Here is a 26928-nt window from a genome sequence, read left to right as displayed (position 1 = left end):
TGTACCGGCTTCAGGTGGAAGAGGTTTCGTGACGTGCCTTGCGCATGCCCCAGACGCTGGAGAGCAGGATGCCCGCCCAGACCAGCAAGGCCAGACAGCCCAGGGTGGCAGCGATGGGCCGGTCGAAGAGGGTCAGCAGGTCGCCCTGGGCCTTGATCATCGAGCGCAGGAAGTTGCTCTCGATGATTGGGCCAAGGATCACTGCCAAGATCATGGGGCCGATGGGGAAGTCGTTTTCCACCATGAAGTAGGCCAGCACCCCCAGCCCGAGCATGATCCACACGTCCAGCATGCTGTTGTTGGTGGCGTAGGCGCCAACGATGCAGAACAGCAGAATGAGAGGGTAGAGCACCCCCGACGGGATCGACAGGATGTGCCGGGCGCCGCGCACCGCCAGCAGGCCCAGCGGCAGCAGCAACAGGTTGGCCAGCAGGAAGACGATGAAGATGGCGTTGACCAGGGCCGCGTCGTTGGTAAAGACGTCAGGGCCCGGGGTGATCCCCTTCATCATCAGCACCCCAATGATGATCGCGGTGATGGTGTCGCCGGGAATGCCGAACACCAGTGCCGGGATGTAGGCGCCGGAAAGCGCCGCATTGTTGGCCGCGCTGGCCGCGACCAGCCCCTCGGGGTGCCCGGTGCCGAACTTCTCGGGCGTGCGCGAGAGCTTGCGCGACAAGGCATAGCAGATCCACGAGGCGATGTCCGCGCCGGCGCCGGGCAGCGCGCCGATCAGCGTGCCCAAAAAACCGCTGCGCATTACGCCGCCCTTGTAGCGCCACATTGCCTCGCCCACGCCGGCGAACGGCTTCTTCACCGGCGGCGGGCGAGGGATCGAGATCCGGCCGACTTCCGGGATCCGGCGCATCAACTCGGCCACCGCGAACAGCCCGATCAGCACCGGCAGGATCGAGATGCCGCCCAGCAGGTCGGGAACGCCGAAGGTGAATCGGGCCTGGCCCGATACCGAACTCATGCCCACCATCGAGATCAACAGGCCCAGCAGCATCGAGATCGCCCCCTTCAGGGCATCGCCGCCGGAGACTAGCACCGCGCAGGACAGCCCCAGCAGGGCCAGCCAGAAGTACTCGTCGCTGGTGAACTGCAGCGCGAACTCGGCGATCAGCGGCGAAAAGAAGGCCAGTATGATCACCCCGATCACGCCGCCCACCACTGAGCAGGTGAGGTTGATTCCCAGCGCTTGGCCGACCTTGCCTTGGCGACCCATCAGGTAGGCCTCGTCGGTGTAGGCGGCTGAGGCCGGCGTACCGGGAATGCGCAACAGCGCGCCGGGAATGTCACCCGCCACGATCGCCATCGCCGTGGCCGAGACGATGGCGCTGATCGCCGGTAGCGGGTCCATGAAGAACGTCACTGGCACCAGTAGCGCGGTTCCCATCGTCGCCGTCAGCCCGGGGATGGCGCCGATGAAAAGGCCGAACAGCGAGGCGCCCAGGATCACCGCTAGCACGTCCCAGGAGAAGACCATCGACAGGGCTTGTTGAAGTTCTGCCATCAGTAGATCACCTTCTCCAGAACACCCAGCGCCAGTGGTACGTGGAGTAGTTCGGCGAATGACAGCCACACCAGGGCGGTTGTCACCGCTGCCATGAACATGGCGAGAAGCCAGCGGCCCGCAGTGAGCCAACCGATCATCAGGGTCAGCATCACCAACGACATGATCGGAAAGCCCAGCACCGGAGTCAGCAGGACATAACCGGCGACGGCGGCGATGAGCACCGCGATGCAGGTCATGACACGGCGTGCCGAGAGTTCGCCCTGCCAACTGAGCAGGGCGCCGCCGAGGCGCCAGCCGCGTAACGTCAGGAGGGCGCCGAGCGCGATCAACAGGCCGCCGATCAGGGTGGGAAAGGTCCCCGCGCCATAGTCCTGGCGCGGGAGTGCGGGAAAGTCTCGCGAGGCCCAGATGGTGATGGCACCCAGCAGTGCCATCACCACACCGAGCAGGAGATCATTGACGCGCATGACGACTCCTGTCTCATACGGTGGCGGGGGTTACTGGGCCAGCCCCAGCTTGTCGATGATCTTGCCGTTCTGCTCGTCCTGCTCGGCCATGAAGTCGGCGAATTCCTGCGGCCCTTTCCACTCGGTGCCGAAGCCGCGCTTGGCCATGAACGACTGGAAGTCGTCGGACTCCCAGACCTTGTGGGTCGCCTCGGCGAGGGTCTCGACGACGTCCTCGGGCAGGCCTTCCGGCCCCACGACCCCGCGCCAGGTACCGGCGGCCCAGGCCTGGCCGGTCAGTTCCTCGGCGGTGGGCACGTCGGGGAAAGCCTCGAGACGCTCGTCGGCGAACACCGCCAAGGCCTCGACGCGGTCGGCCTTACGCATTGACTCGGCTTCCGGCAGAGAGGAGAAGACGATATCCACGCCGCCGGCGGCCAGTTCCTGAAAGCCCGGCGCAGCACCCTCGCTGGGTACCAGGGCGACGCTGTTGGGGTCGATGCCCTGCTGGTCCAGAAAGCCGGCGAAGGCGAGATGATAAGCCGCTCCCGGACCGGAGCCGGAAACTGTGTACTCACCGGGATTCGCCTTGATGTCGGCCAAGGCCTGATCCAGCGTATCCCACTCGGAGTCGGCGCTGACATTGAACGCCGCCGAGTCGAAATTAATCATGGCGATGGGCGTCAGGTCCTCATACGAGATGTTGGAGGTGCCTATATTGCGATAGGTGCTGATTTCGGCCGTCACCAGCCCCAGGGTATAGCCGTCGGGTTCGGCCATGGTCATGGTGGTATGCCCGACGATACCGCCTCCGCCGGTGCGGTTGAGCACGTTGACCGGCTGGCCGAGCTGCTCCTGCAGACCGTTGGCCAGTTGCCGGGCGACTGCGTCGGTGCCGCCGCCGGCGGACCAGGGCACGATCAACTGGATGGGCTTTTCGGGATAGTCGGCATGGGCGGCGCCGATCGACAGACCCAGGGCGATCAGTCCGGCGGAGAGTGCGAGCGGGGTTATCTTGAAGGTCATCAGAGAGTCTCCTTGAGTACTTGTTGTATTCCCCGAAGGGAGAGTGCCTGTACCGTGCATTCAGCGAATGAACTGGTCGACGTATTCCCGCCCCAGTCCGCACGCCTCGTAGTGCTTGCGGCACATGTCGACCTTGGTGAAGACGTCCTCGAAGCCCAGATGCTCGCCCCAGGGGTCGACGTAATACATCACGCCGTTGACCTGGAAGAGGGTGATCATCTCTTCCACGTCCTCGTCCACGACCAAGGTATGGGTTTCGCCGGGGGGCTCGTAGACATAGCTTCCTTCGCTAGCGACCCAGTCGTGTTCCAGGTAACGCCACTTGCCTCTGAGCACCATGCCGTGGACGGGGTTGGGGTGGCGATGGCGGCTCAGCACGCCCGACTTGCGAACGCGCAGCAGATTTACCCAGTAGCCCTGGGAGACGTTGAGACACAGCGGGCGGAAATCGACGTTCTCCGCCTGTGGCACCCAGATCCGTTCGTCGTCGGGCAGCGCGTTCGGCACCACGATGTCGGCAGAGGCCTCTGCCGGCTGCGGATACTGATAGGGCATGCGCTTGTGTTGGTCGTAGTTGACAGGCATGTTTCCTCCGTCCACTATATGGACATTAGATCACAATATGGACAATGTGGAATCAAGGTAAGCGGGGACCATCAGCCCGTCAATTCGTCTCGAGGCTTCGTGACCTAGACATTTGTAGTAGGACTCCACATGAGCGCGGATAGAAACGAGCCATCGCGGCCGGCCCAGGTGCAGGGCGCAGCGGCCGTGACCAAGGGGTTGCGACTCTTGCAGGTGATCCCCGAACTGGGTGAGGCGGCCAGCGCCCGGGCCATCCAGCAGCGCCTGGAAATGCCCAGGCCGACCGTCTACCGGCTGCTGAACACGCTGGAGCAGGAAGGCTTCATCGAGCGCAATCCGCTGGGTGGCGAGTACGTGCTGGGGCGGGAAATCCTGCGGCTGGCCCGGCAATCGATGACGCAGGGCAGCCTGCAGGCGCGCTTTCGGCCCACGCTGCAGGCGATCGGCAAGGCCACCGGCGAGACCGTTCACCTCGGCGTGCCGTACGGCTGCCACATGACGTTCATCGACAAGGTCGAATCCACCGACATGGTGCGCATGGCCTCCTATGTCGGTATGCCCATCCCCATGCATTCGACCTCGGTGGGCAAGGCGTATCTCGCCGCGCTGGGCGACGCTGAATGCGAGCAGTACCTGGAGAAGCTGCGCCTGGAGTCGATCACCGAGCGCACGCTCACCTCACTGGACGCGCTGCGCGACGAACTCGCCATCACTCGGGAGCGCGGCTACGCCATCGATGACGAGGAGAACGAACAGGGCATCATCTGCTTCGGGCGTGCCATCCGCGCCGCCGACGGGACGCTCGCCGGCGGGATCAGCATGAGCGTGCCGCGCTACCGGCTGCACGACGATGTCAGGCAGAAGGTCATCGACGCCCTGTTCCGGCTGATCGAGTAAGCGGATCTTATCGAGATGCCCCGGCGCCGGCCTGGCGTGTCACGCGGAGCACTTGTGCGGCTCACCGTTCCTGTTCTGCGGCCCCGGGCATTGCGATCGGCTCTCACCCCATACCGGTGATTAGCCCCACCACGCTGACCAGAATCAGCACCACCCCGAGCACGCGGAAGAACAGCGAGGCGTCGGCCGAGAGCATGTAGCGGTGAACGCGCTCGCCGAGCAGGTGGCCGACCAGCGCGCAGGGCAGCAGCCATAGCTGATGGATCAACTGCAGGTCCACGCCGGCGATCACGAACGACACCATCTTGATCACCACCAGGATGAACCACAAAACGAACAGCGTATCGCGCAATTGATGCTTGGCGACATGACTGGCGAAGACCGAGACGATCAGCGGCGCGCCGATCAGCGAGGTGCCGCTGACGTAGCCGCCGAGGGCCAGCAATACGCAATCCAGGGTCTTGCTCTGGCTGCGAAACGGCTTGTTCAGCGCATAGCTCGCCCCGTAGACGATGACGATCACGAAGATCACCGTGGTCATGATGTTGCCTGGCAGCGTCAGCAGGCCCACCACCCCGATCAGCTTGGGCACGATCATGATCTTCAGTGCCTTGGTCAGATAGCGCCAGTCGATGTTGCTTTCGGGCGCGGTCGATCCGCTGGCGGCACGCAGCTGGCGATGACCGCGCCAGGCGATCCAGCTCGAGAAGATCAGCAGTTGAATGGCAATGATCGGCAGGAATAACAGCGGCTCATCGACGACCAGCAGCAGGAAGGGCAGGGCGAGTACCGCGCCACCGAACCCCAGGCTGGTGCGCACGAAACCGCTCCAGGCGAAGATCAAGCCGATCAGCGCGTACTGGTACCACAACAGATCCGCCATGTGCTCCCCTAATCAAGCGGCCAGTGAAAGACGAGCCAAGACTATAACGTGAGCCGCGACGTGGCGAAGATGAAAAGCGCGCTTAGGCTGGCGCCAGCCTGGAGCGCTATGCTAGCCGATACATTCACGATGCAAGAACGGGGCGCGAGATGAAGCAATACGCCGTGGTGGCTTACGACTACACCGACGATGAGACGCTCGAGCGGCGCCTGGCCAATCGCGAGGCGCATCTGGAGGGCATTCCGGTGTTCGTGTTCCTGGCGAGCCAGGATGCCTCGTTCACCGCGGCCAGACGCCTCACTCCAACGGTGGTAGTGTGGTCAACGGCCGAGACGAGGCCGAGTTCCGCTCGTTGCACAAGGCATGATTGCGATGAACCACAAGATTACTCAACAGCCCCGACGCTGGCTCGATAGCGCCATCCATCACCACTGGCTGACCCGCGAAGGGCTGGCGCTGCTCGACTTTCACCGCCAGGCGCGGCTGGCGTCCGGCGGCTTTGCGGCGCTCGACGGCAACGGGCGCATTCCCGCTGGCGCCGGGGCGGACACCCTGATCACCGGGCGCATGGCGCACAGCTACGCCCTGGCGGCGTTGCAGGGCGTCCCGGGAGCCGCGGCGCTGGCCGAGCACGCCATCCGCGCGCTTCGCGGGGTGCTGCGCGACGAGCGTCACGGCGGCTGGTTCGCGGCCGATCCCGCCGTCACCGAGGACCGCACCAAGCAGTGCTATCTCCACCATTTTGTCGCTCTCGGCGCCGCTACCGCGGCCCACGCCGTCATCCCCGGCGCGGCCGCGCTGCTCGACGAGGTCGTCGAGGTGATCGAGACCCGCTTCTGGTCGGCCCACGAGCAGGCTTTCGTCGAGCGTTACAGCCAGGACTGGAGCGAGCTCTCCGACTACCGCGGCGGCAACAGCAACATGCACGGCGTCGAGTTGTGCCTGGCGCTGGCCGATGTGCGCGACGAGCTGGCGTGGCTCGACCGGGCGCTGGCCATCGTCGAGCGGCTGATTCATCGTCACGCCGCCGCCCGCGACTACCGGATTCTCGAACATTTCCATGGCGACTGGTCCGAGTGGCCGGACTATAACGTCGACCGGCCCGACGACGGCTTCTACCCCTATGGCGCCACGCCGGGGCACGGCTTCGAGTGGTCGCGGTTGATGCTGCACCTGGAAGCGGCGCTGGAGTCTCGCGGCCGGGCGGCACCGCCCTGGCTGTTTGCCGACGCCGCGGAGCTGTTCGACGCCAGCCTGCGCGATGGCTGGGCTAGCGACGGCGCGTCGGGGCTGGCCTATACCGTGGACTGGCAGGGCCGGCCGAATTCCCGTCGGCGGCGCCACTGGACTCATGCCGAGGCACTGACCGCCGCGGCCGCGTTCCTGAGGCGCACCAACGAGGCCCATTACGAACGCTGGTATCGGCAATTGTGGGATTTCATCGCCACGACGTTCATCGATCGCGCGCGGGGCGGCTGGCAGCAGGAACTCGATAGCCAGCTGGCGATCGATCCGGCCGAAAGCGACGTCAAGCCCGATCTCTACCACGCCTACCAGGCCACGTTGCTGCCGCGACTGCCCTTGACGCCCAACCTGGCGCTGGCCGTCGAAGGGTTGTAACGCTCATTCGAGGTGTCGATGCTTCTGACGCTGTCATCTCAGGGCACGGCAGGAGAGCCTTTGGCTCGATGTCTGGGTTGGACTGGAAAGCGGTGCTGGCAAGGGGGAATTTCGATACGGAGACTGAGCCGAGCAAGATTTTGTGGCAGCAGCAGGATCCTTCGTCGCCCGTGAATTGTCTGTTGACCCGGGTTGGAAAAGGGCGCTTATCCTTCTTATACTTTATTCTAGCTGTTCCTGCTCCGTTCCAATCCAAGGAGTCACCCATGCGCACCACGATGTTCATTTCTGTCGCCGCCTTGGCGCTCGGCGTCTTGTCCGCCGCGCCATCCTGGGCGCAGGACCAGACCAAGCTCATGATGAAGAACAGTTCCGAGTACGGCGACTACGTCACGGACGGCAAGGGCATGTCCCTTTACATGTTCGAAGCCGATTCCCAGGGTGGGGGCAGCTCGCAGGCGAAGTCGACATGCAAGGGCTATTGCGCCACGGTTTGGCCGCCCCTGATCGTCCAGGACCCAGCGCAGGCCGGCGGCGACAAGGTGCAGGCCGACAGGATTGGCACGGTCGAGCGCGACGACGGCACCATGCAGGTCACCTATGGCGGCTGGCCGGTATATTATTATAATAAGGACCAGAACCCGGGCGACACAAATGGCCAGGACGTCGACAGCTTTGGCGCCGAGTGGTACCTGGTGGCGCCCTCCGGCGACAAGATCGAGGAGTAGGATGAAGCCGCGGAGGGCAAGAAGAACTGACATGCGGCCAAGCTGACAAGACGCAGGAGCTGAAGCGGGCCTACCTGGTCGGCTCGAACTATGTCTGAGGCTGGGAGCGCTGCGGCGGGCGGGTATTCCAGCGCGCTCACAACGTCGAGATCATCGGCGAACGCTACGTGCCGCCGGGACCGGCGTCAGCTACCCCCAGGGTGGCTTCCTGCTGTGGCTGGAGTTGCCGGCCGGCGTCGATTGCGTGCGCCTCAACGAGCGGCTGGCGGTCTCGCGGATTCGCATCGCACCGGGCTCGCTGTTCTCCGCCTCCGGCAAGTACCGCCACTGCCTGCGTCTGAATTACGCCTCGCCGATGACCGCCGAGGTGGCCGAGGCCATCCGCGTGGTCGGCGCCACGGTGACGAGCATGGTGGCCCAGGCCGCCGCGCTGCAGGAGCCGGGCGTTGTCTCGTGAGCCGAAGTGCGTCCCTATTCAGTGCGTCGGTTCAGCGCCGCCAGATACGCGCGAATCCGCGCGGCGTTGGTGCCGACGTCGCTGCGTCCGACCCGCGAGGCCGAGCGTACGTCCACCCGCACGCCGTCCGCGACCTCGCTCAGGCGGATCGCCACGTCGTCCTTGAAGCCGAACCAGCGGGTGGTCGCGGTGGCCTCGAGCGTGGTATCGCCGACCCTGATCACCTCCCAGCCCTGATTCCGCGCGGTCGCCTCGGCGGCGTCCATCGCCTCGGCCAGCGGCAGATCCAGGGTGATCGGCTGGATGTCCGGATAGGCCTCGCGCTGCTGGCGCGCGGTCGCGTCGCCGGGGTAGGCCACGGCGTTGGGCGCGGCTTTGCGCGCCGGCGCCAGGGCGACGAAGGCGGGCGGGTCTTGCATGTCGGTGGTGATGTCGTGGATCGGCGGTACCTCTCGGGCGCGCTGCTGCATCTGCCAGGGCACGATCATCATCGCTGTCACCGCGACGAGCACCAGGGCGCCCACCAGCGCCGGCTTGAGCCGCCTGCACAGGCTTGCCACCAGCAGCGTCGTCAGCCCCAGAACCGCCGCGCCGAGGGCCAGGTACGCCCCCTGGCGCAACAGTCCGAAAGCCGCGCCCAGGTCGATCAGTTCCAGCCGGTGGGCCGGCCCCGTGACGCCGAGCAATAGCGCCGAAGAGATCGCCACCAGCACGCTCAGCCAGGCCAGAAGCCTTGGCCAGCGCCCTCCGCGCGGCCGAGTTTGGTATGAAGAAGTGGCCATGTGCGCTCCCGCTCCCTGCGTCGTGTGGTTTATTCAGCATACGCACCGTGGAGGCACTTATCCTGTCCGTATGCCATTTGCGCAATAATGTCCAAGCCGCCGGCATGTCGGTCGGCCCAAGCTAGGCAGGTCAGCATTCAGGGAGGTGGGGCATGGCGAAGCAGACCAGCCAGTTTCGGTTCTTCAAGAGTCGGCACGTGCCCGAGCTTACCGTGCTGCGGGCGGCGATGAGCGATTTTCGCTACGATCCCCACGCCCATGACGAGTACGCCTTCGGCGTCACTCTCGCCGGGCGCCAGGATTTCTTCAGCGGCGGCCGGTTTCATCGCAGCCCGCCCGGCAACGTCATCCAGTTCAATCCCGGCGAGGTGCACGACGGCCAGCCGGGCGGCGACAGCACGCTGGGCTACGTGATGGCCTATGTATCGCCCGCCCAGCTCGAGGCGGTATTTGCCGATGCGGCGGGGCGCGCGAGTGCCGGCCGTTTCAGAAGCCGCGACACCCTGATACAGGACCCCGCGTTACGCGACGCCATTCTGGAACTGGTGCGTCTGGTCACCCAGCAGGTCGGCAGCCGTATCGATCAGGAATATGCCCTCTACCGAATCGCCGGACGCCTCGTCCAGCGTGCCGGCCGGTTCCAGCCGGGTGCTACCGCCGGCCGGCCCGATGCGCTGCTCAAACGCGCCAAGGACTATGTGCTCACTCACCTGGAGGAGGATATGTCGCTTGATGACCTCAGCCAGGCCGCGCATCTCTCGAAATACCATTTCCTGCGGTTGTTCCGGCAGCAGTTCGGCATGACGCCGCACCAGTACGTCATCAACTGCCGCATCAACGCCGCGCGTCATGCCCTGGAAACCGGCGCGCCGCCCAGCGAGGTGGCGTTCCGTTACGGCTTCGCCGACCTCAGCCACTTCAATCGCCGCTTCAAGCGCATCTACGGCATGACGCCGTACCAGTACCAGCGCAGCGTCACCCCCTAACCGAGAGCCCGCCATGTTAGCGATCGTCGCCTATGCCCTGGGCGTCATGTACACGCCTGGGCCCGTGAATCTGCTCGGCCTGAATGCCGGGCTCCAAGGCCAGGCCAGGGCCTCGCTGGGGTTCTACCTCGGGGTGGGGCTGGCCATGCTGATCCTGTTCCTGCTGTTCGGCTGGGCCGGCGCCGCCTGGGTGCAGGACGACATGCTCGCCATGGTGGGCGCGCTGGGCTGCGGATACATCCTCTACCTGGCCATCAAGATCGCCCGCTCGAGCATCGACCTGGGGGCCGTGCGTCAGGCGCCGCGGACGATGCGCTTTCGCGATGGCCTGGTCATGCAACTGTGCAACCCCAAGGGGGTGGTCGCGACATTGCCGATCGCCACCCTGCAGTTCCCCGCCGTGGGCATCCACGGCGTCAGCCTGGTGCTCTGGTCGCTGGGCCTGGCCGTGTTGGCGGTCGGCGCGCCCGGCAGTTATGCGCTGGTGGGGTCCCTGGTGGGGCGGCGGGTCGCCGATCCCCGCGTCTTTCGGGGCTTCAACCTGGCGATGGCTATCCTGCTGGCCGGCGTGGCGCTCTCGATCGGCTACGAGCATGTCTATCGGCCCTGGGTATCGTGACGGGCGTGCCGCTCGCCGACGCGAAAGGCCAGCGTCTTGGCGATCTGCCCGGGTTCGACCCCGTGCGCCTCGGCGGCCAGCGCCACCGTCGCGGTACTGCTTACCAACTCGATGATCTCGGGAGCGGAGGCAGTAGCGGCGAGGAAGGTGCGAACGGCGTCGCGGCTCATGTGAGGCTCCCGGACTCTGAATGGACCGACATGAATAACCCGAAAAGGGGGGAGATCGCCAGTCGGCGGCCGGACGGGATTGTCCGGGCAACGAGCGTGTGAACGGCTACCCTGTGAGATAGCCGCGAACGCGAAATAGCGGCGAAAGACGTCATCACGAAACTGCCTCTTCAGGGAAGACCTTCATCGGCGACAAGGAGCCAACCATGTCAATTCGTCACGACAGGGAGTGCGTACGCTGCTCGGGAATCGGTACGGCCGGGGCCGTCGGTCTGGGCCTGGTGGCCGGCGTGGCCGCGGCGGCGGGCGTCCTGGTGGGCCGCAAGGCCACCACCTCGGCGCGGCTGGGCAAGGGCCACCCGCTCAAGCACCGCATGCTCGACGTGGCTTCCGGCGCCCTGCAACGCAAGGTCCCGCTGGAAGCGATGAGCACCTATCTCAACGGCTTTCACATGTACGCCGACGAGATGGGGCGACAGGTCGAGGCCTCGCACTTCTGCATCCACCTCGAGCCGGATCTCCATCAGTGCGTGATCTTCGACTCCAACCGACCCGACGCCCGGTTGATCGGCATCGAGTACATCATCAGCGAAGCGCGCTTTCGCGCGCTGCCGGAGGAGGAGAAGCGGCTCTGCCACAGCCATCACTATGAGGTGAAATCGGGTCTGCTGGTGGCGCCGGGCATCCCCGAAATGGCCGAGCATGCCTATTTCGAGGACCTCGTCACCACCTACGGCAAGACCTTCCATACCTGGCAGTACGACCGCGACGATTTCCCCTACGGCGTGCCGCAACTGATGATGGGCTTCACCGACGATGATCAGGCCGATCCCGAGCTGGTCGCGGCCCGCGACCGGCGGCTGGGCATCTCGAGTGCCGAGCGACGCCGGCAACGTGGCGACATCGCCACTCCGGTGGTGGCGCCCGGCGCGAACAGCTGGGAGAGCGGGCGGGCCGTGCAGATCACGCTGGAGGAGCGACCCTTCAAGCGATGACCGAGGGGCGTCGAGGGTGGAGCGCCTGACCCGGCAGGGGTAACCGGCGACACGCGCTTGAGACATCGGGCATCGGCCCGATGTCTCAAGCGCGGCACCATGCCCCGTCAAGCCCGGTATTCGCCGCTCGCCGGCAGATCGCTAGCCGGCAGATCGCTCGCCTGCGGTTCGCGCTGGTCGCGTTCGACCAGCTTGCGCAGCGCCACGTAGAACACCGGGGTCAGGAACAGCCCGAACAGGGTCACCCCGAGCATGCCGGCGAACACCGTGATGCCGGTGATCGAGCGCACCTCCGCACCGGCGCCGGACGACAGCACGAGCGGCACGGTGCCGGCGATGAAGGCGACCGAAGTCATGACGATCGGCCGCAGGCGCAGACGGCTGGCTTCCAGCGCCGCCCCCGCGATCGTCCTGCCTTGCATCTCCAGTTCGCGGGCGAACTCGACGATCAGGATAGCGTTCTTGCACGCCAAGCCCATCAGCACCACCAGCCCGACCTGCACGAACACGTTGTTGTCGCCACTGGCCAGCCAGACTCCGAATAGCGCCGAAAGCATGCTCATCGGCACGATCAGGATCACCGCCAACGGCAGTGTCCAGCTTTCATAGAGCGCGGCCAGCACCAGGAACGCCAGCAGCACCGCCAGCGTGAACACCACCAGTGCCGTGCCGCCCTGGGTGGACTGCTGGTAGCTCAGGTCGCTCCAGCCGATTCCCATCCCCGCCGGCAGAGTCTGTTCGGCGAGTGCCGTGACCACGGCCATCGCTTCGCCCGAGGACATCACGCGCGGGTCGGCATCGCCCAGCAGGTCCGCGGCCGGGTAGCCGTTGAAGCGGATCACCGGGTCCGGGCCATAGCTCTGGCGCACCTCGACCATGGAGCCCACCGGCACCATCTCGCCCGCGGCGTTGCGCGTACGCAGGTTGGTGATGTCCGACACCTCGTCGCGGAACGCACCGTCGGCCTGCGCGATGACCTGCCAGGTGCGACCGAACATGTTGAAATCGTTGACGTAGGCGGAGCCGAGGTAGGTCTGCAGGGTGTCGAACAGCTCGGTCAAGGGCACGCCCTGCGCCTTGGCCTTGGCGCGGTCGACGTCGACGTCGAGCTGCGGCACGTTGGCCTGATAGCTGCTGATCGGATAGCCGAGCCCAGGGGTCTGCGCCGCCGCGCCCTGGAACGCCTGCACCGCGCTCTGCAACTCGCCGTAGCCCAGCCGTGTGCGATCCTCGACGAACAGTGACCAGCCCGAGCCGTTGCCCAGCCCCTGGATCGGTGGCGGCATGAACGCGAAGGTGAAGCCTTCCTGGATCGTCGCGAACTTCCGATTGAGCTCGGCGGTGATCTCCTCGGCCGTGCGCGAGCGCTCGCTGAAGGGTTCGAGGGTAAAGAAGATCACGCCGTTATTCGGCGTGTTGGTGAACTGCAGCGGGTTGAGGCCCGGGAAGGCGATCTCGCTGGCGACGCCATCGGTCTCGTCGGCCAGCGCCGCCATCTTCTTGAGTACTGCATCGGTGCGCTCGATCGAGGCGCCTTCAGGCATCTTTACGCCGGCAATCACGTACAGCTTGTCCTGTACCGGGATGAAGCCCGCGGGCACGGTCTTGAACATCAGGCCCGCGCCCACCAGCAGTACCGCGTAGACCAGGAACACGACGCCGCGACGGCCGAGCGTGCGCGACACGGCGTTCTCGTAGCGTGAGGAGCTGGCGCTGAAGAATCTATTGAACGGACGGAACAGCCAACCGAACAGCCGGTCGATCAGCCGCGAGGCCCGGTCCCTGGGCGCATCGTGAGACTTGAGCAGGATGGCCGCCAGGGCCGGCGACAGCGTCAGCGAGTTGATTGCCGAGATCACCGTGGAAATCGCGATGGTGACGGCGAACTGCTTGTAGAACTGGCCGGTGACGCCGGTCAAAAACGCCATCGGCACGAACACCGCGCACAGCACCAGCGCGATCGCGATGATCGGCCCGCTGACTTCCTTCATTGCCAGGTGCGCGGCGGCCAGTGGCGTGGCGCCCAGCTCGATGTGGCGCTCGACGTTCTCGACCACCACGATGGCGTCGTCGACGACGATGCCGATCGCCAGCACCAGACCGAACAGCGTCAGCGTATTGATCGAGAAGCCCAGCAGGTAAAGTACCGCGAATGTCCCCACCACCGAGACCGGCACCGCCAGCAGCGGGATGATCGACGCCCGCCAGGTCTGCAGGAACAGGATCACCACCAGCACCACCAGCAGCGTGGCTTCCAGCAACGTGGTGACGACCGACTCGATCGAGTCGCGAACGAAGATCGTTGTGTCGTAGATCGACTGGATCTCGACCCCGGGCGGGAGCGTAGGACGCAGCTCCTTCATCTTGGCGACGACGCTGTCGCGGATCTCCAGCGCGTTCGCGCCCGGCGCCTGGAAGATGCCGATGGCGGCGGCGTTCTTGCCGTCGAGGCGCGCGCGCAGGGTGTAGTCGCCGGCGGCGAGCTCGATGCGGGCAACATCGGCCAGGCGCACCAGTTCGCCGTTGGCACCGGCTTTCAGCACGATATCGCCGAATTCCTCGACGCTCTCCAGCCGGCCCTTGGTGTTGATCGGCAGCAGGAAGTCGCTCCCGTTCGCCATCGGCTCGGCCCCGAGCTGGCCGGCGGAGACCTGGACGTTCTGCTCGCGCACCGCCCGCAGCACGTCGCTCGCTGTCATGCCGCGCGCGGCGATGCGCTCGGGGTCCAGCCACAGGCGCATCGCGTAGTCGCCGCCGCCGAACAGCTGCGCGTCGCCGACGCCGTTGATCTTCGCCAGTTCGTCCTTCACGTTCAGCCGCATGTAGTTGCGCAGGTACAGCGAGTCGTAACGGCCGTCGCTGGAGGTCAGGTGCACGACCATCAGGAACACCGGCGACTGCTTCTGCGTGGTGATGCCTTGGCGGCGCACGTCCTCGGGCAGCCGCGCCTGGGCCTGGGCGACCCGGTTCTGCACCCGCACCGCGGCATCGTCGGCGTCGGTACCTGGCTTGAACGTCGCAGTGACCTGTAGCACGCCGTCGGAGCCGGCGACGGACTTGATGTACATCATGTCCTCGACGCCGTTGATGGCTTCCTCGAGGGGCGTCGCCACGGTCTCGGCGATCACCTTGGGGTTGGCGCCGGGATACATGGTGCGCACGACCACCGATGGAGGCACTACCTCGGGATATTCGCTGATCGGCAACAGCGGCAACGCAATCAGACCGGAGATGAAGATGACGAGCGACAGCACCGCGGCGAAGATCGGCCGGTCGACGAAAAACTTGGCGAAGTCCATGGGCATTACTCCATCGTCGGCCCGGGCCTTGCCCCGAGCCGGAGAGACAGGTCAGGCGCTCGTCAATGAGCCGCTGAGAGCTCCATCGAGGGCGTGGAATCGCGCATGGCGACGCTTTGCGCGGCCACCGGCATGCCGGGGAAGAAGATCCGCTGCGTGCCGCGCACCACGACGCGATCGCCGCTTTCGAGCCCGGACTCCACCACCCGCAGACCATCGACCTTGCGGCCGAGCTGGATGTCCTTGCGCACCGCGAGCCCCTGCGCGTCGACGATGTAGACGAACTTGCGATCCTGATCGGTCAGCACCGCCTTGTCGTCGATCAGCACCGCGCGATCTTTGCTGCCGCCGCGCAACTGCACGCGGGCGAACATGCCCGGGGCGAAGTGGCCGTCGCGATTGTCGAGCACGGCGCGCATCAGGATGGTGCCGGCCGCCGCATTCAATTGGTTGTCGACGAAGTCCACTTGCCCCGCGTAGGGATAGCCACTGTCCGAGGCCAGGCCGATCCGTACCGGGGTGCGCTCCTCGCGGGAGCTGGGACGTTCGCCGGAACGGGCCATCGCGTCGTAGCGCAAATAGCTCTGCTCATCGGCGTAGAAATACACATAGGCCCGATCCATCGACACGATGGTCGTCAGCGGCGAGGCTTCGGAGACCAGGTTGCCGGTGGTGACCAGCGCGCGGCCAGTGCGCCCGGCGATCGGCGCGCGTACCTCGGTGTAGGCCATGTCCAGGCTGGCCCTTGCGACACCGGCCCGCGAGGCCAGCACGTCGGCGGCCGCCTGGGCGCTCGCCGCGCGACGCTGGTCGAGTTCCTCGCGGGCGATGGCGCGGCTCTTGGCCAGGGTCTCGGCCCTGGCCGCCTGGGCGCGGGTGAGCTCGGCATTCGCCTCGGCGCGCTTGAGCTCGGCCTGGGCCCGGGACAACTCCGCTTGGTAGGGGCGCTGGTCGATGACAAACAGCACGTCGCCTGCCTCGACGAGCTGGCCTTCGGTGTAGTTGATGCGCTCGATATAGCCGCCGACACGCGGACGCAGGTCGACCGATTCCACCGCCTCGACATGGCCGGTGAATTCGTCCCAGTAACGCACGTCCTGCACCAGCACCTCGGCCACGCTGACCTGGGGCGGCGGCGGAGCCTGCTGGGGGCTTTCCGCCTGGGTGTCGCAACCCGCGAGCAGGGCCAGCCCCAGCAGGGCGGGAATCGTCAGCGTCGCGCGCGGATGGCGCAACGAACGGAACATCTTGTGGACGTTCATGGGTGGGCCTCTGTAGCCAGTCGCTTATCGGCACCAACGCCAGCCAGCTTGTGGCGGGTAATAGTTGTCGTGCCCGGGTTTCGCAACAGTCGTTGCGGGGCGGAGAAAATCGACAGTCGGTGTTGGTTGAGCGGAAAGATTAAACAGATTAACCCGACTTGATTAGTCGGGTTTGGAGGGAAATACTGTTCCAGCGGCGGGATAGTCTTCGTGCCCCCGTTGCCCCGCGGTATCCTCAAGTCCACGCACGGCAAGGACAACGCTATGGTGCAGGATCTCAACGACGCCTTGATCTTCGCCAAGGTCGTGGAACAGGGCAGCTTCACCGCCGCTTCTAGGCTGCTGGGCATCCCCAAGACCACGGTCAGTCGCAAGATCCAGGGGCTCGAACAGCGCCTGGGTGCCCGCCTGCTGCAGCGCACTACGCGTCGGCTGAGCCTCACCGAGGCCGGTGGCGTCTACTACGAATACTGCAGCCGGATTACCCAGGACTTGAGCGAGGCGGAAAGCGCCGTGCACCAGCTCGAGGGCAGCCCTCGTGGCTGGCTGCGGGTCACCGCGCCGTTCACGATGTGCACGGAATTCACCTCGACGCTGGTTCGCGATTTTCGCGAGCTCTATCCCGAGGTCAGGATCGACCTGGTGCTGTCGAACGAGCACCTGGACCTGGTCGCCCATCAGATCGACGTGGCGCTGCGGGTCGGCAACCTGCCGGATTCCAGCCTGGTCGCCCGGCCGCTGGCCCGCTACCGCTCGTTCGTGTATGCCAGCGAGCGCTATATCGACCGGCACGGCGCGCCGCGCACTCCCGACGAGCTGGCCCGGCATCCGGTCCTGGCGAAGAGCAGCGACCGGCGCAACCAGCGTTACTTCTGGCAATTGCACAACGGTTCGCACCACGAAGAGGTCGCGGTCGAGCCCATCGCCGTGGCCAACGATCCCTTCGTGCTGCGTCGCCTGCTCGTCGAGGGCCATGGACTAATGCTGGCCAGCGAGATCGTGGCGTGCTGGGGCCCGGAAGGGGAACAGCTGCATCGCGTGCTGGAAGGCTGGTCGGGGCAGGAAACCGAGCTCAACGCGGTGTTTCCCAGCGGCAAGCTGATCTCGCCCAAGGTGCGCAGCTTCGTCGATATGGTCGCCGAGCGCATCCAGATCGATAGCGGCTTCAGCGCCAATCACTGGCAGTTGCCGGCAGTCGCCGATGCGGCGGATCTCGACGCGACAGGCGTCAGCATGCTCGGCGTCGAGGAAATCGAAAAGGCCGAGAAAACCGAGCAAGTCACGGCCATCGGCGAGACGGCCTGAGGGCTCTTCGTCGTTTCATGTGGATTTGGCCTGATCCAGCAGGCTCCCCACCGGGCTGCCAATCAGATAGATCATGGTGATGAAGTAGCCCTCGTTGCGGTACCCGCGAGCCCGTGATCGGGCGGCTTGGAACAAGCTGTTCATCCCTTCCAGTCGTGCATTGGTCAGCGCCGATAGCCAGCGCCGAATGACCCGGTCGGCATGCCGTTCCAGGGTGTTCATCGCTTTCCTGGCCATCGCTTTCCTGGCCATCGCTTTCCTGGCCATAGCTTTCCTGCATCGCGGCGGTCGGCAAGATTCATTGTTAACTGGCTAATTAGTTCCTAGACTTTGGTCTACATCGGCGAGCCACCGTGGCTCGCTTTCGTTTTGGCCAGACCCCATCGTTAAAAGGAGTTCGCTACGTGGCTTCGTTATTCGAACCGTTCGATCTTGCCGGTACCCGCCTGAACAACCGCATCGTCATGGCGCCGATGACCCGCTCCCGCGCCCCGGAGGACATCCCCACGGAGCTGGGGGCGCTCTACTATCGCCAGCGCGCCAGTGCCGGGCTGATCATCTCCGAAGGCACGCCGATCTCGCGCCAGGGGCAGGGGTATCTCTACAACCCGGGTATCTTCGGCCCCGACCAGCTCGCCGGCTGGGCCAAGGCGACCCGCGCGGTGCATGAGCGCGGCGGCGTGTTCTTCGCCCAGATCTGGCATGTCGGGCGGGTTTCGCACACTACCGTGCAGGTTGCCGGCGCCGCGCCGGTCGGCCCCAGCGACAAGCCCGGCGGCATGGCCTTTGGCTACAACGAAAACGGCCAGCCCGACATGCTCAAGGCAAGCCGGCCCCGCCGGCTCGAAACCCGGGAAGTCAAAGACATCGTGCGCGATTTCGCCCAGGCGGCGGTCAATTCACGCGAGGTGGGCTTCGACGGCGTCGAGATCCATGGCGCCAACGGCTACCTGTTCGAGCAGTTCCTGAATCCCGGCGTCAACGACCGCGACGACGAATACGGCGGCTCGCGGGAAAACCGCTGCCGACTGCTGCTGGAGGTGGTCGACGAGGTCAGCAAGATGATCGGTGCTCGCCGCGTCGGTGTGCGTCTCTCGCCGCATGGCACGCTGTTCGACATGCCGGAGTACGACGATAACGGCGAGACCTACCTCCACCTGGCGCGTGAGTTCAACAAGCGCGGCCTTGCCTACGTGCACCTGCACGATCAGGGCGGCCAGGGCATGGCACCGATGCCGCGCGATTATCTGCGCCAGTTCCGCGACGTCTACGATGGCACGTTGCTGCTCGCCGGCAACCTCGACCAGGCCGAGGCGCAGAAGCTGATCGAAGAAGGAGTCATCGACCTGCCGGTGTTCGGTCGCCCGTTCACGTCCAATCCGGATCTGGTGGAGCGCATGAAAAACGGCTGGCCGCTGGCGGATTTCGATCCGAATACCTTCTATGGCGGCGATGCTCGTGGCTACGTGGACTTCCCCACCTACGCGGAAGAGCAGGCGCGGCTCGAGCGCGAGAAGATGATCGAGGAACAATCCTGATCAGGTGCCCAGCACGAGACACTGCCGAGCAATAACGCTGCGTAGCAACGAAGACACCTAGAAGTGGCAGCGCCCCGGTCCGAAGATCGGGGCGTTTTTTTGTTTGGGGTATCTCGCCTGGCGGGCCAGCGCCATCGGCAATAAATTCTCTCCAGTGCATGATGGCGTGCCATGAGCTTCTGCAGTGCTTCACGCGTCAATTGATAGTGTGAGGGCATGTTGGGTCAGTTCTGACCTCGGGATTCACCAATCTCTCCAGAATAAATCCTTTCATTGCCTGGGCCGCCGGCGACAGGCTGCGCCTGGCAAGTTTCAGCAAGCCGATCTCGCGCTCCACGCGGGGCACTTCGAGTGGGATGAAGCGTAGCTGCCGGTGTTCCTCGGCAAAGGCCAGGCGCGGTAGCGTGGTAATGCCGATGCCGGCCTCGAGCATGGCTGTCAGCGAAATCATGTTTGAAATGAAGAAGGCGCTCTGCGCCAGCAGAGGCGCCGCAGCGGTATCTTCCAGCAGGCGCGACGTGCCGTTGCGAATAAATGATTCCCCTTGCAAGTCTTGCCAGGACAAGGTCTTGCGCTCGGCGAAGCGATGATCCTCACGGCACACGACACCGATCGCATCGTGCATCAGGGGGGTGAAGTCCAGCGCATCGTCGTCCTGCCATAGGCTGGTGATGCCCAGGTCGACCTCGCCGTTGCCGACCAACTGGCGCACGAAGTCCGAATTGCCATCATGCAGGCTGACTTGAATATTGGGATACGCAGCGATGAATTCGGTGAGCAGGCGAGGAATCACGCGGCTGGCAACTGACGGCACAGTGGCGATATCGATATGCCCGGCCTGAACGTCGGCCTGAGCAGCGATATCACGGCTCAAGCGGTCATGCTGGGACATCAGCTCGCGAAAGCGGGGTACGCAGTATTCGCCGAAGGGAGTGAGGGTCGCGCCTTTCTCGAAAAGTCGCTGCCCCAGGCGCTGTTCCAATTCCTTGATCGCCATGGACAGTGCCGGTTGGGTGCGGTGCAGGCGTCGTGCGGCGGCGTGAAACCCGCCGTCATCGACGATGGCCAGAACGTAGCGCAACTGATGAATCTTGAGTTCGGCAAGCATCTCGCTCTCGATCCGTAAAGGTGGTAAATAAATATTATCATAGTATTTTTATTATTGATTATATTTATCAAAGAGCCTCTCTTAGGATGGCGGTAATGTCATTCAGGAGGTTTTCATGTCCCGTGTTCATTCCCTTTATATCGACGGTGCCTGGGTCGACGGCTGCAACAGCCTGGCCAACGTCAATCCGTCGGATGTCAGTGATGTGGTTGGTGAGTTTGCCCAGGCCGATGCCGATCAGGTACGCCAAGCCATTGACGCTGCCAGGCGCGGCGCGGCGCAGTGGCGCCACAGCGGCCTAGAGGTGCGCTACGGCGTGCTGATGGCGATCGGCGACGAGTTGATCGCGCGCAAGGAGGAGCTAGGCCGGCTGCTGTCTCGCGAAGAGGGCAAGACCCTGGCCGAGGGCATGGGCGAAGTCCACCGCTCCGGGCAGTTCTTCCACTATTACGCTGCCGAAGTGCTTCGCCAGATTGACGAGCGCGTCGATTCCGTGCGTCCGGGGGTCGAGGTCGATACGCGCCGCGAGCCGGTGGGTGTGGTGGGAGTCATCAGCCCCTGGAATTTCCCGCTGGCCACGGCGGTATGGAAGATCGCTCCGGCGCTGGCCTTCGGTAACGCGGTGGTCTTCAAGCCGGCCAACCTGGTGCCGGCCAGCGCTTGGGCTCTGGCCGAGATTATCAGCCGCCAGGAGCTGCCCGCCGGGACATTCAACCTGCTGATGGGCCCCGGCGGCAGCGTCGGCGATGCGCTGGTCGCGAGCCCCGACATTCAAGCCGTGAGTTTTACCGGCTCGCTGGAGGTGGGGCGCCGGGTGGCGGCGGCAACCGCCGGAAACCTGGTCAAGTGTCAGCTCGAGATGGGTTCCAAGAATGCGTTGATCGTGGCCGATGATGCCGATCTGGAGCTGGCCGTAGAAGCCGCCTTCGCCGGCGCCTACTCCGGCACAGGCCAGAAATGCACGGCGTCGTCGCGGTTGATCGTCACCGAGGCAGTGCACGATGCCTTCGTTGCCAAGCTGATTGCCAAGCTCGAGAGCATCCGGGTTGGCCATGCCCTCGAAGAGGGCGTGCACATTGGCCCGGTTGTGGACTCTCGCCAGCTGGAATCCAACCTGGCATGGATCGAGCGCGCCCAGGCCGACGGCGCAACGCTGGCCCATGGCGGCGAGCGCCTTGAGCGCGATACCGACGGCTATTTCATGGCGCCGGCACTGTTCACCGACACTACCAATGCCATGGCCATCAATCGCGAGGAGGTCTTCGGTCCGATCGCCTGCGTGATCAAGGTGCAAGACTACGAGGAGGCCATCGCCACCCTCAACGACACCAACTTCGGTCTTACCGCAGGGATCATTACCGCGTCGCTCAAGCTCGCCAACGACTTCAAGGCACGTGCCGAGACCGGCTGCGTGATGGTCAATCTGGCCACCGCCGGCACCGATTATCACGTGCCCTTCGGCGGCCGCAAGGACTCGAGCTTCGGCCCCCGCGAGCAAGGCCGCTACGCCCGCGAGTTCTACACCGTGGTCAAGACCTGTTATGTCAAAGCCCACTGATCCCAGGCCCGAGGAGCGTCATCATGACTAAAGAGATGCTGATCGTCGACGGTCTGCAGTATTCCAACTGGTCGCGGGAGATCTTCGAGCAGATGCACGAGGGCGGCGTCGATGCCGTGCATGCGACGCTGGTCTATCACGAAACGACCCGTGAGACGTTGTCGCGCCTGGGGGAGTGGAATCGGCGCTTTGAGGCCCACCATGACCTGATTATGCCGGTCCGGCAGGCGGCGGATATCGAGCGCGCTCGCCAGGCCGGCAAGGTCGGGATCTTCCTCGGCGCCCAGAATTGCTCGCCGATCGAGGATGACATCGACATGGTCGCGGTGATGCGCGAGCTGGGGCTGTTGATCATGCAGCTGACCTACAACAATCAGAGCCTGCTGGCGTGTGGCTGCTACGAGGCCGAGGACAGCGGTATTACTCGCTTCGGCCGCCAGGTGATCCGCGAGATGAACCGCGTCGGCATGGTCATCGACATGTCGCACAGCGCCGAACGCTCGACACTGGAGGCGATCGAGCTCTCCGCACGCCCCGTGATCATCTCGCATGCCAACCCAAGCTCCTTCCATGCCGCCAAGCGCAACAAGTCGGACCGGGTACTGCGGGCTATTGCCGAATCCGGAGGTCTGCTGGGCTTTTCGGCCTATCCGTTTCATCTCAAGAACGGCCCCGACTGCACGCTGGAAGACTACTGCGACATGATCGCCAATACCGCCGACCTGATGGGTATCGAGCATATCGCCATCGGTACCGACCTGTGTCAGGCTCAGCCGCCCTCGGTTCTGGAGTGGATGCGCAACGGCCGTTGGTCCAAGGAAATGGACTATGGCGAGGGCAGCCCGTCGAACGCGGGATGGCCGCCTCCGCTGGCCTGGTTCCGAGACAATCGAGACTTTCCCACTCTAGTTGGCGGCTTGCGTCAACGCGGGTTCGATGATGCCGAGGTGGCTCGCATCATGGGCCGTAACTGGGTTGGCCTGCTGGAGCGTGCCGCCTCGCCGATCACGCATTGAGCAACGCCGGCCCAGTAGCGAACTCGCGCAGGACATAACGCCAACAACAAAAAGGCTTTTACTTATGAAAGATGATAGCTCATCACTTTCTTTGTCCTCCCAGGCGAAGACCTCGCGCTTGGGGGATCCTGTGGTACTCGGCCTGAGTATTGGCTTTGTGCTGCTGTTCGTGATTCTGTCGCTCTACAATATCGACATGGTGGCGGACGGCATCGGCGCCGGTTTCGCCTGGACCGCGCGAACACTGGGTTCCTATTTTCAGCTGTTACTGTTGCTGACGTTTTTCATCGGCATGGGGCTGGCCGTCACCCCGGCGGCGAACGCCCGGATCGGCAACCGCGATACGCCCGAAATGAGCACCTTCAAGTGGCTGTCGATCATCATGTGCACCCTGCTCGCCGGTGGGGGCGTGTTCTTCGCCGCCGGCGAGCCGGTGTATCACTTCGTGGTCACGCCACCGGCATTCTCCACCGGGGCGGGCACCGCCGAAGCCGTGCCTGGAGCGCTGGCCCAGTCGTTCATGCATTGGGGCTTTCTCGCCTGGGCGATTCTCGGCTCGCTGACCGCCGTGGTCCTGGCGCACGCCCACTACGATAAAGGCCAGCCGCTGCAACCGCGCACGCTGCTGATCCCGGTGCTTGGCGAGCGTCTGATGCAAGGCTGGCTCGGCGGAGTCGTCGATGCGTTGTGCGTGATCGCGGTCGTCGCAGGCACCGTCGGGCCGATCGGCTTCCTGGCCACCCAGGTCAGCTTCGGCCTGCACGAGCTGTTCGGTTTCTCGCAAGGCTACGGCACGCAACTCGTTATCCTGGTAGTGCTGGGCGCCGTCTATGTGACCTCGGCGGTGACTGGTATCGACCGTGGTATCCAGATGCTCAGCCGCTTCAATGTGTTTCTGGCGCTGGCGATCGCGGCGGTGATCTTCGTCTTCGGGCCAACCCTGTTCCTGACCAACTCCTACACACAAGGCTTCGGTGAATATCTGTCGTCGTTTTTCCGCATGGCGACCATGACCGCCGAGACCGCCCCCGCCTGGTGGATGCAGTGGTGGACGGTGTTCTTCTTCGCCTGGTTCATCGGCTATGGCCCGTTGATGGCGATCTTCGTGGCGCGCATTTCCCGTGGTCGCACCATCCGTCAGACGATCCTGAGCGTGGCGGTGATGGCGCCCCTCGCTACCACGGTCTGGTTCACCCTGCTGGGCGGCTCGGGCATCTACTATCAGTTGACCGGGGCGATCGACCTCACCGAGGCGCTCAACAACTTCCAGTTCGACATGGCGACGTTGACCGTGGCTCAGGCCTTGCCGGGCGGTACGCTGATGGCGCTGGCGATTCTGCTGTTGACCACCATCTTCGTCGCCACCACCGGCGATTCGATGAGCTATGCCATCGCTGTCGTCGGCACCGGTCACGATGATCCCAGTCCGCTGATCCGCGCCTTCTGGGGAATCGTCATGGCCTTGATGGCGGCGATTCTTCTGTACATGGGGTCAGGGCAGATCAGTGTCCTGCAGCAGTTCATCGTGATCACGGCGATCCCGGTATCCCTGGTATTGCTGCCATCACTTTGGACTGGCCCTCAGGCGGCCTATGCCATGGCCCGCGAGCAAGGGCTGATAGTCGGACCCAAGGAGAGAAAACATGGCTGAACGCGTTCCCCAGACTGACCGTCAACTGCACTATCGACCCGCCGAGCGGGTCATGGACCTCGAACGTCTGGGGAGTCTGCACGCCAGCCGCCTGAGCTTCGTGCGTAGTCTGGTACGCCAGATGGCGCGGGAGCGCTGGCAGATCAGTCGTGTTCGCTTTGCGCTGGACGAGGAGGGCTATGGTACCGCCATCTATCGATTGCAGACGCCCCAGGGCCGGGGGGGGGGCGCCCGTTCCGACCGGGTGATTGCCGAGGCCTGGGACACCACCTTCGGCGTGGTCGAAGGGGATGTCGACGAGGTATTGCTCGAGCAGATGGCGGCTAATGTGCCGTTGCAGGAGGCGGGTCGTCAGCATCCCCGCCTACTGGTGCTGTCGCGTGCTAACAAGAGCCTGCGCAACTTCGCCCATTTTGTGGAAGCCCTGGGGGAGGGGCGACAGCCGGAGCCGGACTGGCTGACCCGAGTCGGCTATCTGTATCGCACCACCGCCGTCTACGGCAACGGCAAGTTCGGTATCGCCGATTTCGTGCGCCTGCGGCGCAATCCCGACTTCAGTCGCCCGTTCTCGGCCCAGATGCTGGCGGTGTATCTATTGCGGCATTTTTCCATCGAGCAGGTGGAGCATATCGCCAGCGCCCGCGCGCCGCTAACCGCCGTGCCGTTGTGCCGCGAACTGCGCCGCTATCTGGGCATCGGTAATTCCACCGGCTTGGGGATGGCGCCGTTCTTGATCAACCATCCCCAACTGGTCCAGCAGTGGGTGACATGCCGCGAGACCGCGCTGGCCCTGGCTCTTGAGCAAGTGCCCGACGAAGCACAGCGCGAGCGATTGATCGAGTTGACCCGGCGTGCCATGCGACACATGCAACAAACCGTCAGCGCCGATGCCGAGCAGAGTGAGCGCAACACGGCGACCGTTAACGCTTTGCCAGAGGTGCTGGTCTGGCTGCAGGAAGTGGCGCTGGAGCCGGACCTTTGGCAACAGCTGGTGGCTTGGGCTGAACGTACCTTGCCGCTGGAAGCCCAGGAGTTGATCAATACCCTGCTGATCGAGCTCTATCCGAGCCTGGTGGATCCACTTGAAGAGCGCATGGGCATCGATGAGGGGCTGGAACTGACCCCCGACATGCCGCTGGTACGCTTGAAGCAGCTCATCGATACCCATTACGACTGGGCGCTGGACGAGGATTTCAACGACCCGGACGCCTGTTATTGGTTCTGGTATCGCTCGGCGGAGAAGGAGGAGCCGCGTCTCGGCGTACGGCATGCCGAGCCCGGGGCCGAGAAAGAGATGCCGCTGGCGATCGCCCCTCGGGTGCGCCAGGCGTATGACGCGGTGTGCGCTTTTCTGGAAGCCAACCCCCGAGCGCTGGTGGTGGAGTTCCTGATCGCCCGCCCGCGGTACAAGGACATTCTGCGACGTATCCAGAGCATGGCGGAAACGCCCTATGGGGAAATTCGCGCCAATCTGTGGCACCACGACATGAAACCCATGCATCTATTACGCGCCAAGCTGGCGTTTTTCGGTGCCAGTCGCTTCGACCCCAAGTCCGATCGCTGGGTACGCATCACGTTGTTTCAGGGCGCGCCGCTGGTTGAGGAACTCAATGCCGAGCCGGCGGATCTAGCCGGTTTCGATGACTGGAGTTTTCCGCTGGAACCGAGCCGTGTTGAGCCCGAGCGGACCAGTGATCAGGGAGGTGAACGATGAAGGTGTCTTACAATGAGCTACAGGGACTATGCCGCAAGGCGTTCACAGGGATGGGCTTCGACGAGGGCGATGCCGCGGATGCCGCGGATATGGTGGCCTGGATGCAGTGCTATGGCCTGGGTGGGCTCGAAGCGCTGAACCGCGGGCTGGATTTTCTGCTCGGCGAGGACCCCGAAACGTTACCCAGCGTTTTGTATCAGGACGGCGACCTGGCGGTGCTCGACGGCCATGGTCACAGCGTCTTGCGCAGTTCGAGCCTGGCCATGGAACTGGGATTCGCCAAGGCGCGTGCACGAGGCTTGGCCGTGGTCAAGATTTGCCACTGTCACAACCGCCAGCTGATCATGGGCTATCTCGCGCGACTGGCAGGCCGTGGAATGAACGTCACAGCATTCTGGCGCAACGCGCAGATGCCGCTCACCGAACAGGTTGTCGGCTTTCGCGCCGGTAGCCCGGTGCCGGAAATCCGCGTCTACGCCGTGCACGACGTGCCCGAGGAGAACGAACCCAACGACGGTGTCACCTTGGTGATGGCCAACCATGTCGATCTCCTGCCCTCCATGCGCTCGGACTTTCGCTTTGACTTGCTGGCTCGACACGAGGAATCCGACCTGCTCGCCTGCCGCGACCAGGCCTTCGCCGAAGGCATCTCCGTGGATGAGGCGCACTGGTCGCGTCTGAAGCAGCTGGCCACGCGGATCCTGGTTGAACCTAGCGATGCCTCTCGCAGTGGCGCTGGAGCCGGCACTAGCGATAACGATTAG

At 64.4% G+C, this 26928-nt stretch carries 25 protein-coding genes and 1 pseudogene; 15 read left to right on the top strand and 11 right to left on the bottom strand.

The features are described 5' to 3' along the window. Positions 1 to 10 precede the first annotated feature (10 nt). The 4 genes from HALZIN_RS0110355 to HALZIN_RS0110340 are packed head-to-tail and all read right to left on the bottom strand — an operon-like array spanning position 11 to position 3576. Positions 11 to 1516 (bottom strand): tripartite tricarboxylate transporter permease, encoded by a 1506-nt coding sequence (locus HALZIN_RS0110355; protein WP_031384144.1) that lies wholly within the window; start codon positions 1514 to 1516, stop codon positions 11 to 13. Further along, entirely contained in the window at positions 1516 to 1986 is a 471-nt protein-coding gene (locus tag HALZIN_RS0110350; RefSeq protein WP_031384143.1) for a tripartite tricarboxylate transporter TctB family protein, read from the bottom strand. Before HALZIN_RS0110350 ends, HALZIN_RS0110355 begins: the two co-directional genes overlap by 1 nt. A 30-nt stretch (positions 1987 to 2016) precedes the next feature. Further along, complete coding sequence (locus tag HALZIN_RS0110345) at positions 2017 to 2991, bottom strand: Bug family tripartite tricarboxylate transporter substrate binding protein (RefSeq protein WP_031384142.1); 975 nt, start codon at positions 2989 to 2991, stop codon at positions 2017 to 2019. Between the two features lie 60 nt (positions 2992 to 3051). Next, positions 3052 to 3576, bottom strand: coding sequence for a 2,4'-dihydroxyacetophenone dioxygenase family protein (locus HALZIN_RS0110340; RefSeq protein ID WP_031384141.1), 525 nt, complete (start codon positions 3574 to 3576; stop codon positions 3052 to 3054). 129 nt (positions 3577 to 3705) lie between these two features. Between HALZIN_RS0110340 and HALZIN_RS0110335 the strand changes: the two genes are divergently transcribed. Beyond that, positions 3706 to 4473, top strand: coding sequence for an IclR family transcriptional regulator (locus HALZIN_RS0110335; RefSeq protein ID WP_031384140.1), 768 nt, complete (start codon positions 3706 to 3708; stop codon positions 4471 to 4473). Positions 4474 to 4576: 103 nt separating this feature from the next. Here HALZIN_RS0110335 and HALZIN_RS0110330 read toward each other — a convergent pair whose 3' ends face one another. Next, positions 4577 to 5356 (bottom strand): sulfite exporter TauE/SafE family protein, encoded by a 780-nt coding sequence (locus HALZIN_RS0110330; protein WP_031384139.1) that lies wholly within the window; start codon positions 5354 to 5356, stop codon positions 4577 to 4579. Positions 5357 to 5505: 149 nt separating this feature from the next. On the opposite strand from HALZIN_RS0110330, the gene HALZIN_RS17515 reads away from it, so the two are divergent. The 4 genes from HALZIN_RS17515 (at position 5506) to HALZIN_RS0110310 (ending at position 8161) form a co-directional block, all read left to right on the top strand. Beyond that, positions 5506 to 5772 (top strand): YciI family protein, encoded by a 267-nt coding sequence (locus tag HALZIN_RS17515; protein WP_084173502.1) that lies wholly within the window; start codon positions 5506 to 5508, stop codon positions 5770 to 5772. Continuing rightward, positions 5729 to 6976, top strand: a complete 1248-nt coding sequence (locus HALZIN_RS0110320) for an AGE family epimerase/isomerase (RefSeq protein ID WP_031384137.1) — start codon at positions 5729 to 5731, stop codon at positions 6974 to 6976. Before HALZIN_RS17515 ends, HALZIN_RS0110320 begins: the two co-directional genes overlap by 44 nt. 266 nt (positions 6977 to 7242) lie before the next feature. After that, the gene (locus HALZIN_RS0110315) at positions 7243 to 7704 is read left to right on the top strand and encodes a COG4315 family predicted lipoprotein (protein ID WP_051907466.1); all 462 of its coding nucleotides are present in this window, start codon (positions 7243 to 7245) and stop codon (positions 7702 to 7704) included. A 244-nt stretch (positions 7705 to 7948) separates the two neighbouring features. Next, a complete protein-coding gene (locus HALZIN_RS0110310) occupies positions 7949 to 8161 on the top strand; it encodes a hypothetical protein (protein ID WP_236254981.1) in 213 nt (70 codons plus the stop codon). A 14-nt stretch (positions 8162 to 8175) separates the two neighbouring features. On the opposite strand, the gene HALZIN_RS0110305 is transcribed toward HALZIN_RS0110310, so the two are convergent. Then, complete coding sequence (locus HALZIN_RS0110305; protein WP_031384134.1) at positions 8176 to 8943, bottom strand: DUF1499 domain-containing protein; 768 nt, start codon at positions 8941 to 8943, stop codon at positions 8176 to 8178. 152 nt (positions 8944 to 9095) lie between these two features. On the opposite strand from HALZIN_RS0110305, the gene HALZIN_RS0110300 reads away from it, so the two are divergent. Together HALZIN_RS0110300 and HALZIN_RS0110295 are read left to right on the top strand one after the other, a co-directional pair. Next, positions 9096 to 9929 carry an AraC family transcriptional regulator gene (locus HALZIN_RS0110300; RefSeq protein ID WP_031384133.1) on the top strand — a complete coding sequence of 278 codons (834 nt, stop codon included), beginning with the start codon at positions 9096 to 9098 and terminating at the stop codon, positions 9927 to 9929. Between the two features lie 13 nt (positions 9930 to 9942). Then, a complete protein-coding gene (locus HALZIN_RS0110295) occupies positions 9943 to 10548 on the top strand; it encodes a LysE family translocator (RefSeq protein ID WP_031384132.1) in 606 nt (201 codons plus the stop codon). Here the strand turns inward: HALZIN_RS0110295 and HALZIN_RS0110290 are convergent. Beyond that, a complete protein-coding gene (locus HALZIN_RS0110290) occupies positions 10527 to 10718 on the bottom strand; it encodes a YbaK/EbsC family protein (RefSeq protein ID WP_031384131.1) in 192 nt (63 codons plus the stop codon). The genes HALZIN_RS0110295 and HALZIN_RS0110290 overlap by 22 nt on opposite strands. A 206-nt stretch (positions 10719 to 10924) precedes the next feature. On the opposite strand from HALZIN_RS0110290, the gene HALZIN_RS0110285 reads away from it, so the two are divergent. Further along, positions 10925 to 11713, top strand: coding sequence for an OBAP family protein (locus HALZIN_RS0110285; protein WP_051907465.1), 789 nt, complete (start codon positions 10925 to 10927; stop codon positions 11711 to 11713). Positions 11714 to 11820: 107 nt separating this feature from the next. On the opposite strand, the gene HALZIN_RS0110280 is transcribed toward HALZIN_RS0110285, so the two are convergent. Together HALZIN_RS0110280 and HALZIN_RS0110275 are read right to left on the bottom strand one after the other, a co-directional pair. Then, complete coding sequence (locus HALZIN_RS0110280) at positions 11821 to 15012, bottom strand: efflux RND transporter permease subunit (protein ID WP_031384129.1); 3192 nt, start codon at positions 15010 to 15012, stop codon at positions 11821 to 11823. A 62-nt stretch (positions 15013 to 15074) separates the two neighbouring features. Continuing rightward, positions 15075 to 16274 carry an efflux RND transporter periplasmic adaptor subunit gene (locus HALZIN_RS0110275; protein ID WP_031384128.1) on the bottom strand — a complete coding sequence of 400 codons (1200 nt, stop codon included), beginning with the start codon at positions 16272 to 16274 and terminating at the stop codon, positions 15075 to 15077. 210 nt (positions 16275 to 16484) lie between these two features. Here HALZIN_RS0110275 and HALZIN_RS0110270 point away from each other — a divergent pair, with 210 nt between their 5' ends. Beyond that, the gene (locus HALZIN_RS0110270) at positions 16485 to 17579 is read left to right on the top strand and encodes a LysR family transcriptional regulator (protein ID WP_231664461.1); all 1095 of its coding nucleotides are present in this window, start codon (positions 16485 to 16487) and stop codon (positions 17577 to 17579) included. 15 nt (positions 17580 to 17594) lie between these two features. On the opposite strand, the pseudogene HALZIN_RS0110265 reads toward HALZIN_RS0110270, so the two are convergent. Then, a pseudogene (locus HALZIN_RS0110265) lies at positions 17595 to 17819 on the bottom strand (transposase); the annotation flags it as partial. 164 nt (positions 17820 to 17983) lie between these two features. Here HALZIN_RS0110265 and HALZIN_RS0110260 point away from each other — a divergent pair. Next, positions 17984 to 19117, top strand: a complete 1134-nt coding sequence (locus tag HALZIN_RS0110260) for an alkene reductase (RefSeq protein ID WP_035575293.1) — start codon at positions 17984 to 17986, stop codon at positions 19115 to 19117. A 196-nt stretch (positions 19118 to 19313) separates the two neighbouring features. Here HALZIN_RS0110260 and HALZIN_RS0110255 read toward each other — a convergent pair whose 3' ends face one another. After that, the gene (locus HALZIN_RS0110255; RefSeq protein WP_035575290.1) at positions 19314 to 20225 is read right to left on the bottom strand and encodes a LysR family transcriptional regulator; all 912 of its coding nucleotides are present in this window, start codon (positions 20223 to 20225) and stop codon (positions 19314 to 19316) included. A gap of 115 nt (positions 20226 to 20340) precedes the next feature. On the opposite strand from HALZIN_RS0110255, the gene HALZIN_RS0110250 reads away from it, so the two are divergent. From HALZIN_RS0110250 to HALZIN_RS0110230, 5 genes are all read left to right on the top strand, one after another. After that, positions 20341 to 21783, top strand: a complete 1443-nt coding sequence (locus HALZIN_RS0110250; RefSeq protein WP_031384123.1) for an aldehyde dehydrogenase family protein — start codon at positions 20341 to 20343, stop codon at positions 21781 to 21783. Positions 21784 to 21806: 23 nt separating this feature from the next. Beyond that, positions 21807 to 22799 carry a dipeptidase gene (locus HALZIN_RS0110245; protein WP_031384122.1) on the top strand — a complete coding sequence of 331 codons (993 nt, stop codon included), beginning with the start codon at positions 21807 to 21809 and terminating at the stop codon, positions 22797 to 22799. A gap of 64 nt (positions 22800 to 22863) precedes the next feature. After that, on the top strand, positions 22864 to 24450 hold the full coding sequence (locus tag HALZIN_RS0110240) for a BCCT family transporter (RefSeq protein WP_031384121.1): 1587 nt from the start codon (positions 22864 to 22866) through the stop codon (positions 24448 to 24450). Further along, on the top strand, positions 24443 to 26164 hold the full coding sequence (locus HALZIN_RS0110235; RefSeq protein ID WP_031384120.1) for a hypothetical protein: 1722 nt from the start codon (positions 24443 to 24445) through the stop codon (positions 26162 to 26164). The genes HALZIN_RS0110240 and HALZIN_RS0110235 overlap by 8 nt, the downstream gene beginning before the upstream one ends. Beyond that, positions 26161 to 26928, top strand: a complete 768-nt coding sequence (locus HALZIN_RS0110230) for an Ldh family oxidoreductase (protein WP_031384119.1) — start codon at positions 26161 to 26163, stop codon at positions 26926 to 26928. Before HALZIN_RS0110235 ends, HALZIN_RS0110230 begins: the two co-directional genes overlap by 4 nt.

This window comes from Halomonas zincidurans B6 (assembly GCF_000731955.1).
Classification (GTDB): Bacteria; Pseudomonadota; Gammaproteobacteria; order Pseudomonadales; family Halomonadaceae; genus Modicisalibacter; species Modicisalibacter zincidurans.
Note: the sequence above shows the minus strand (reverse complement) of the source record. Positions and strands in the feature narration are given on the sequence as shown.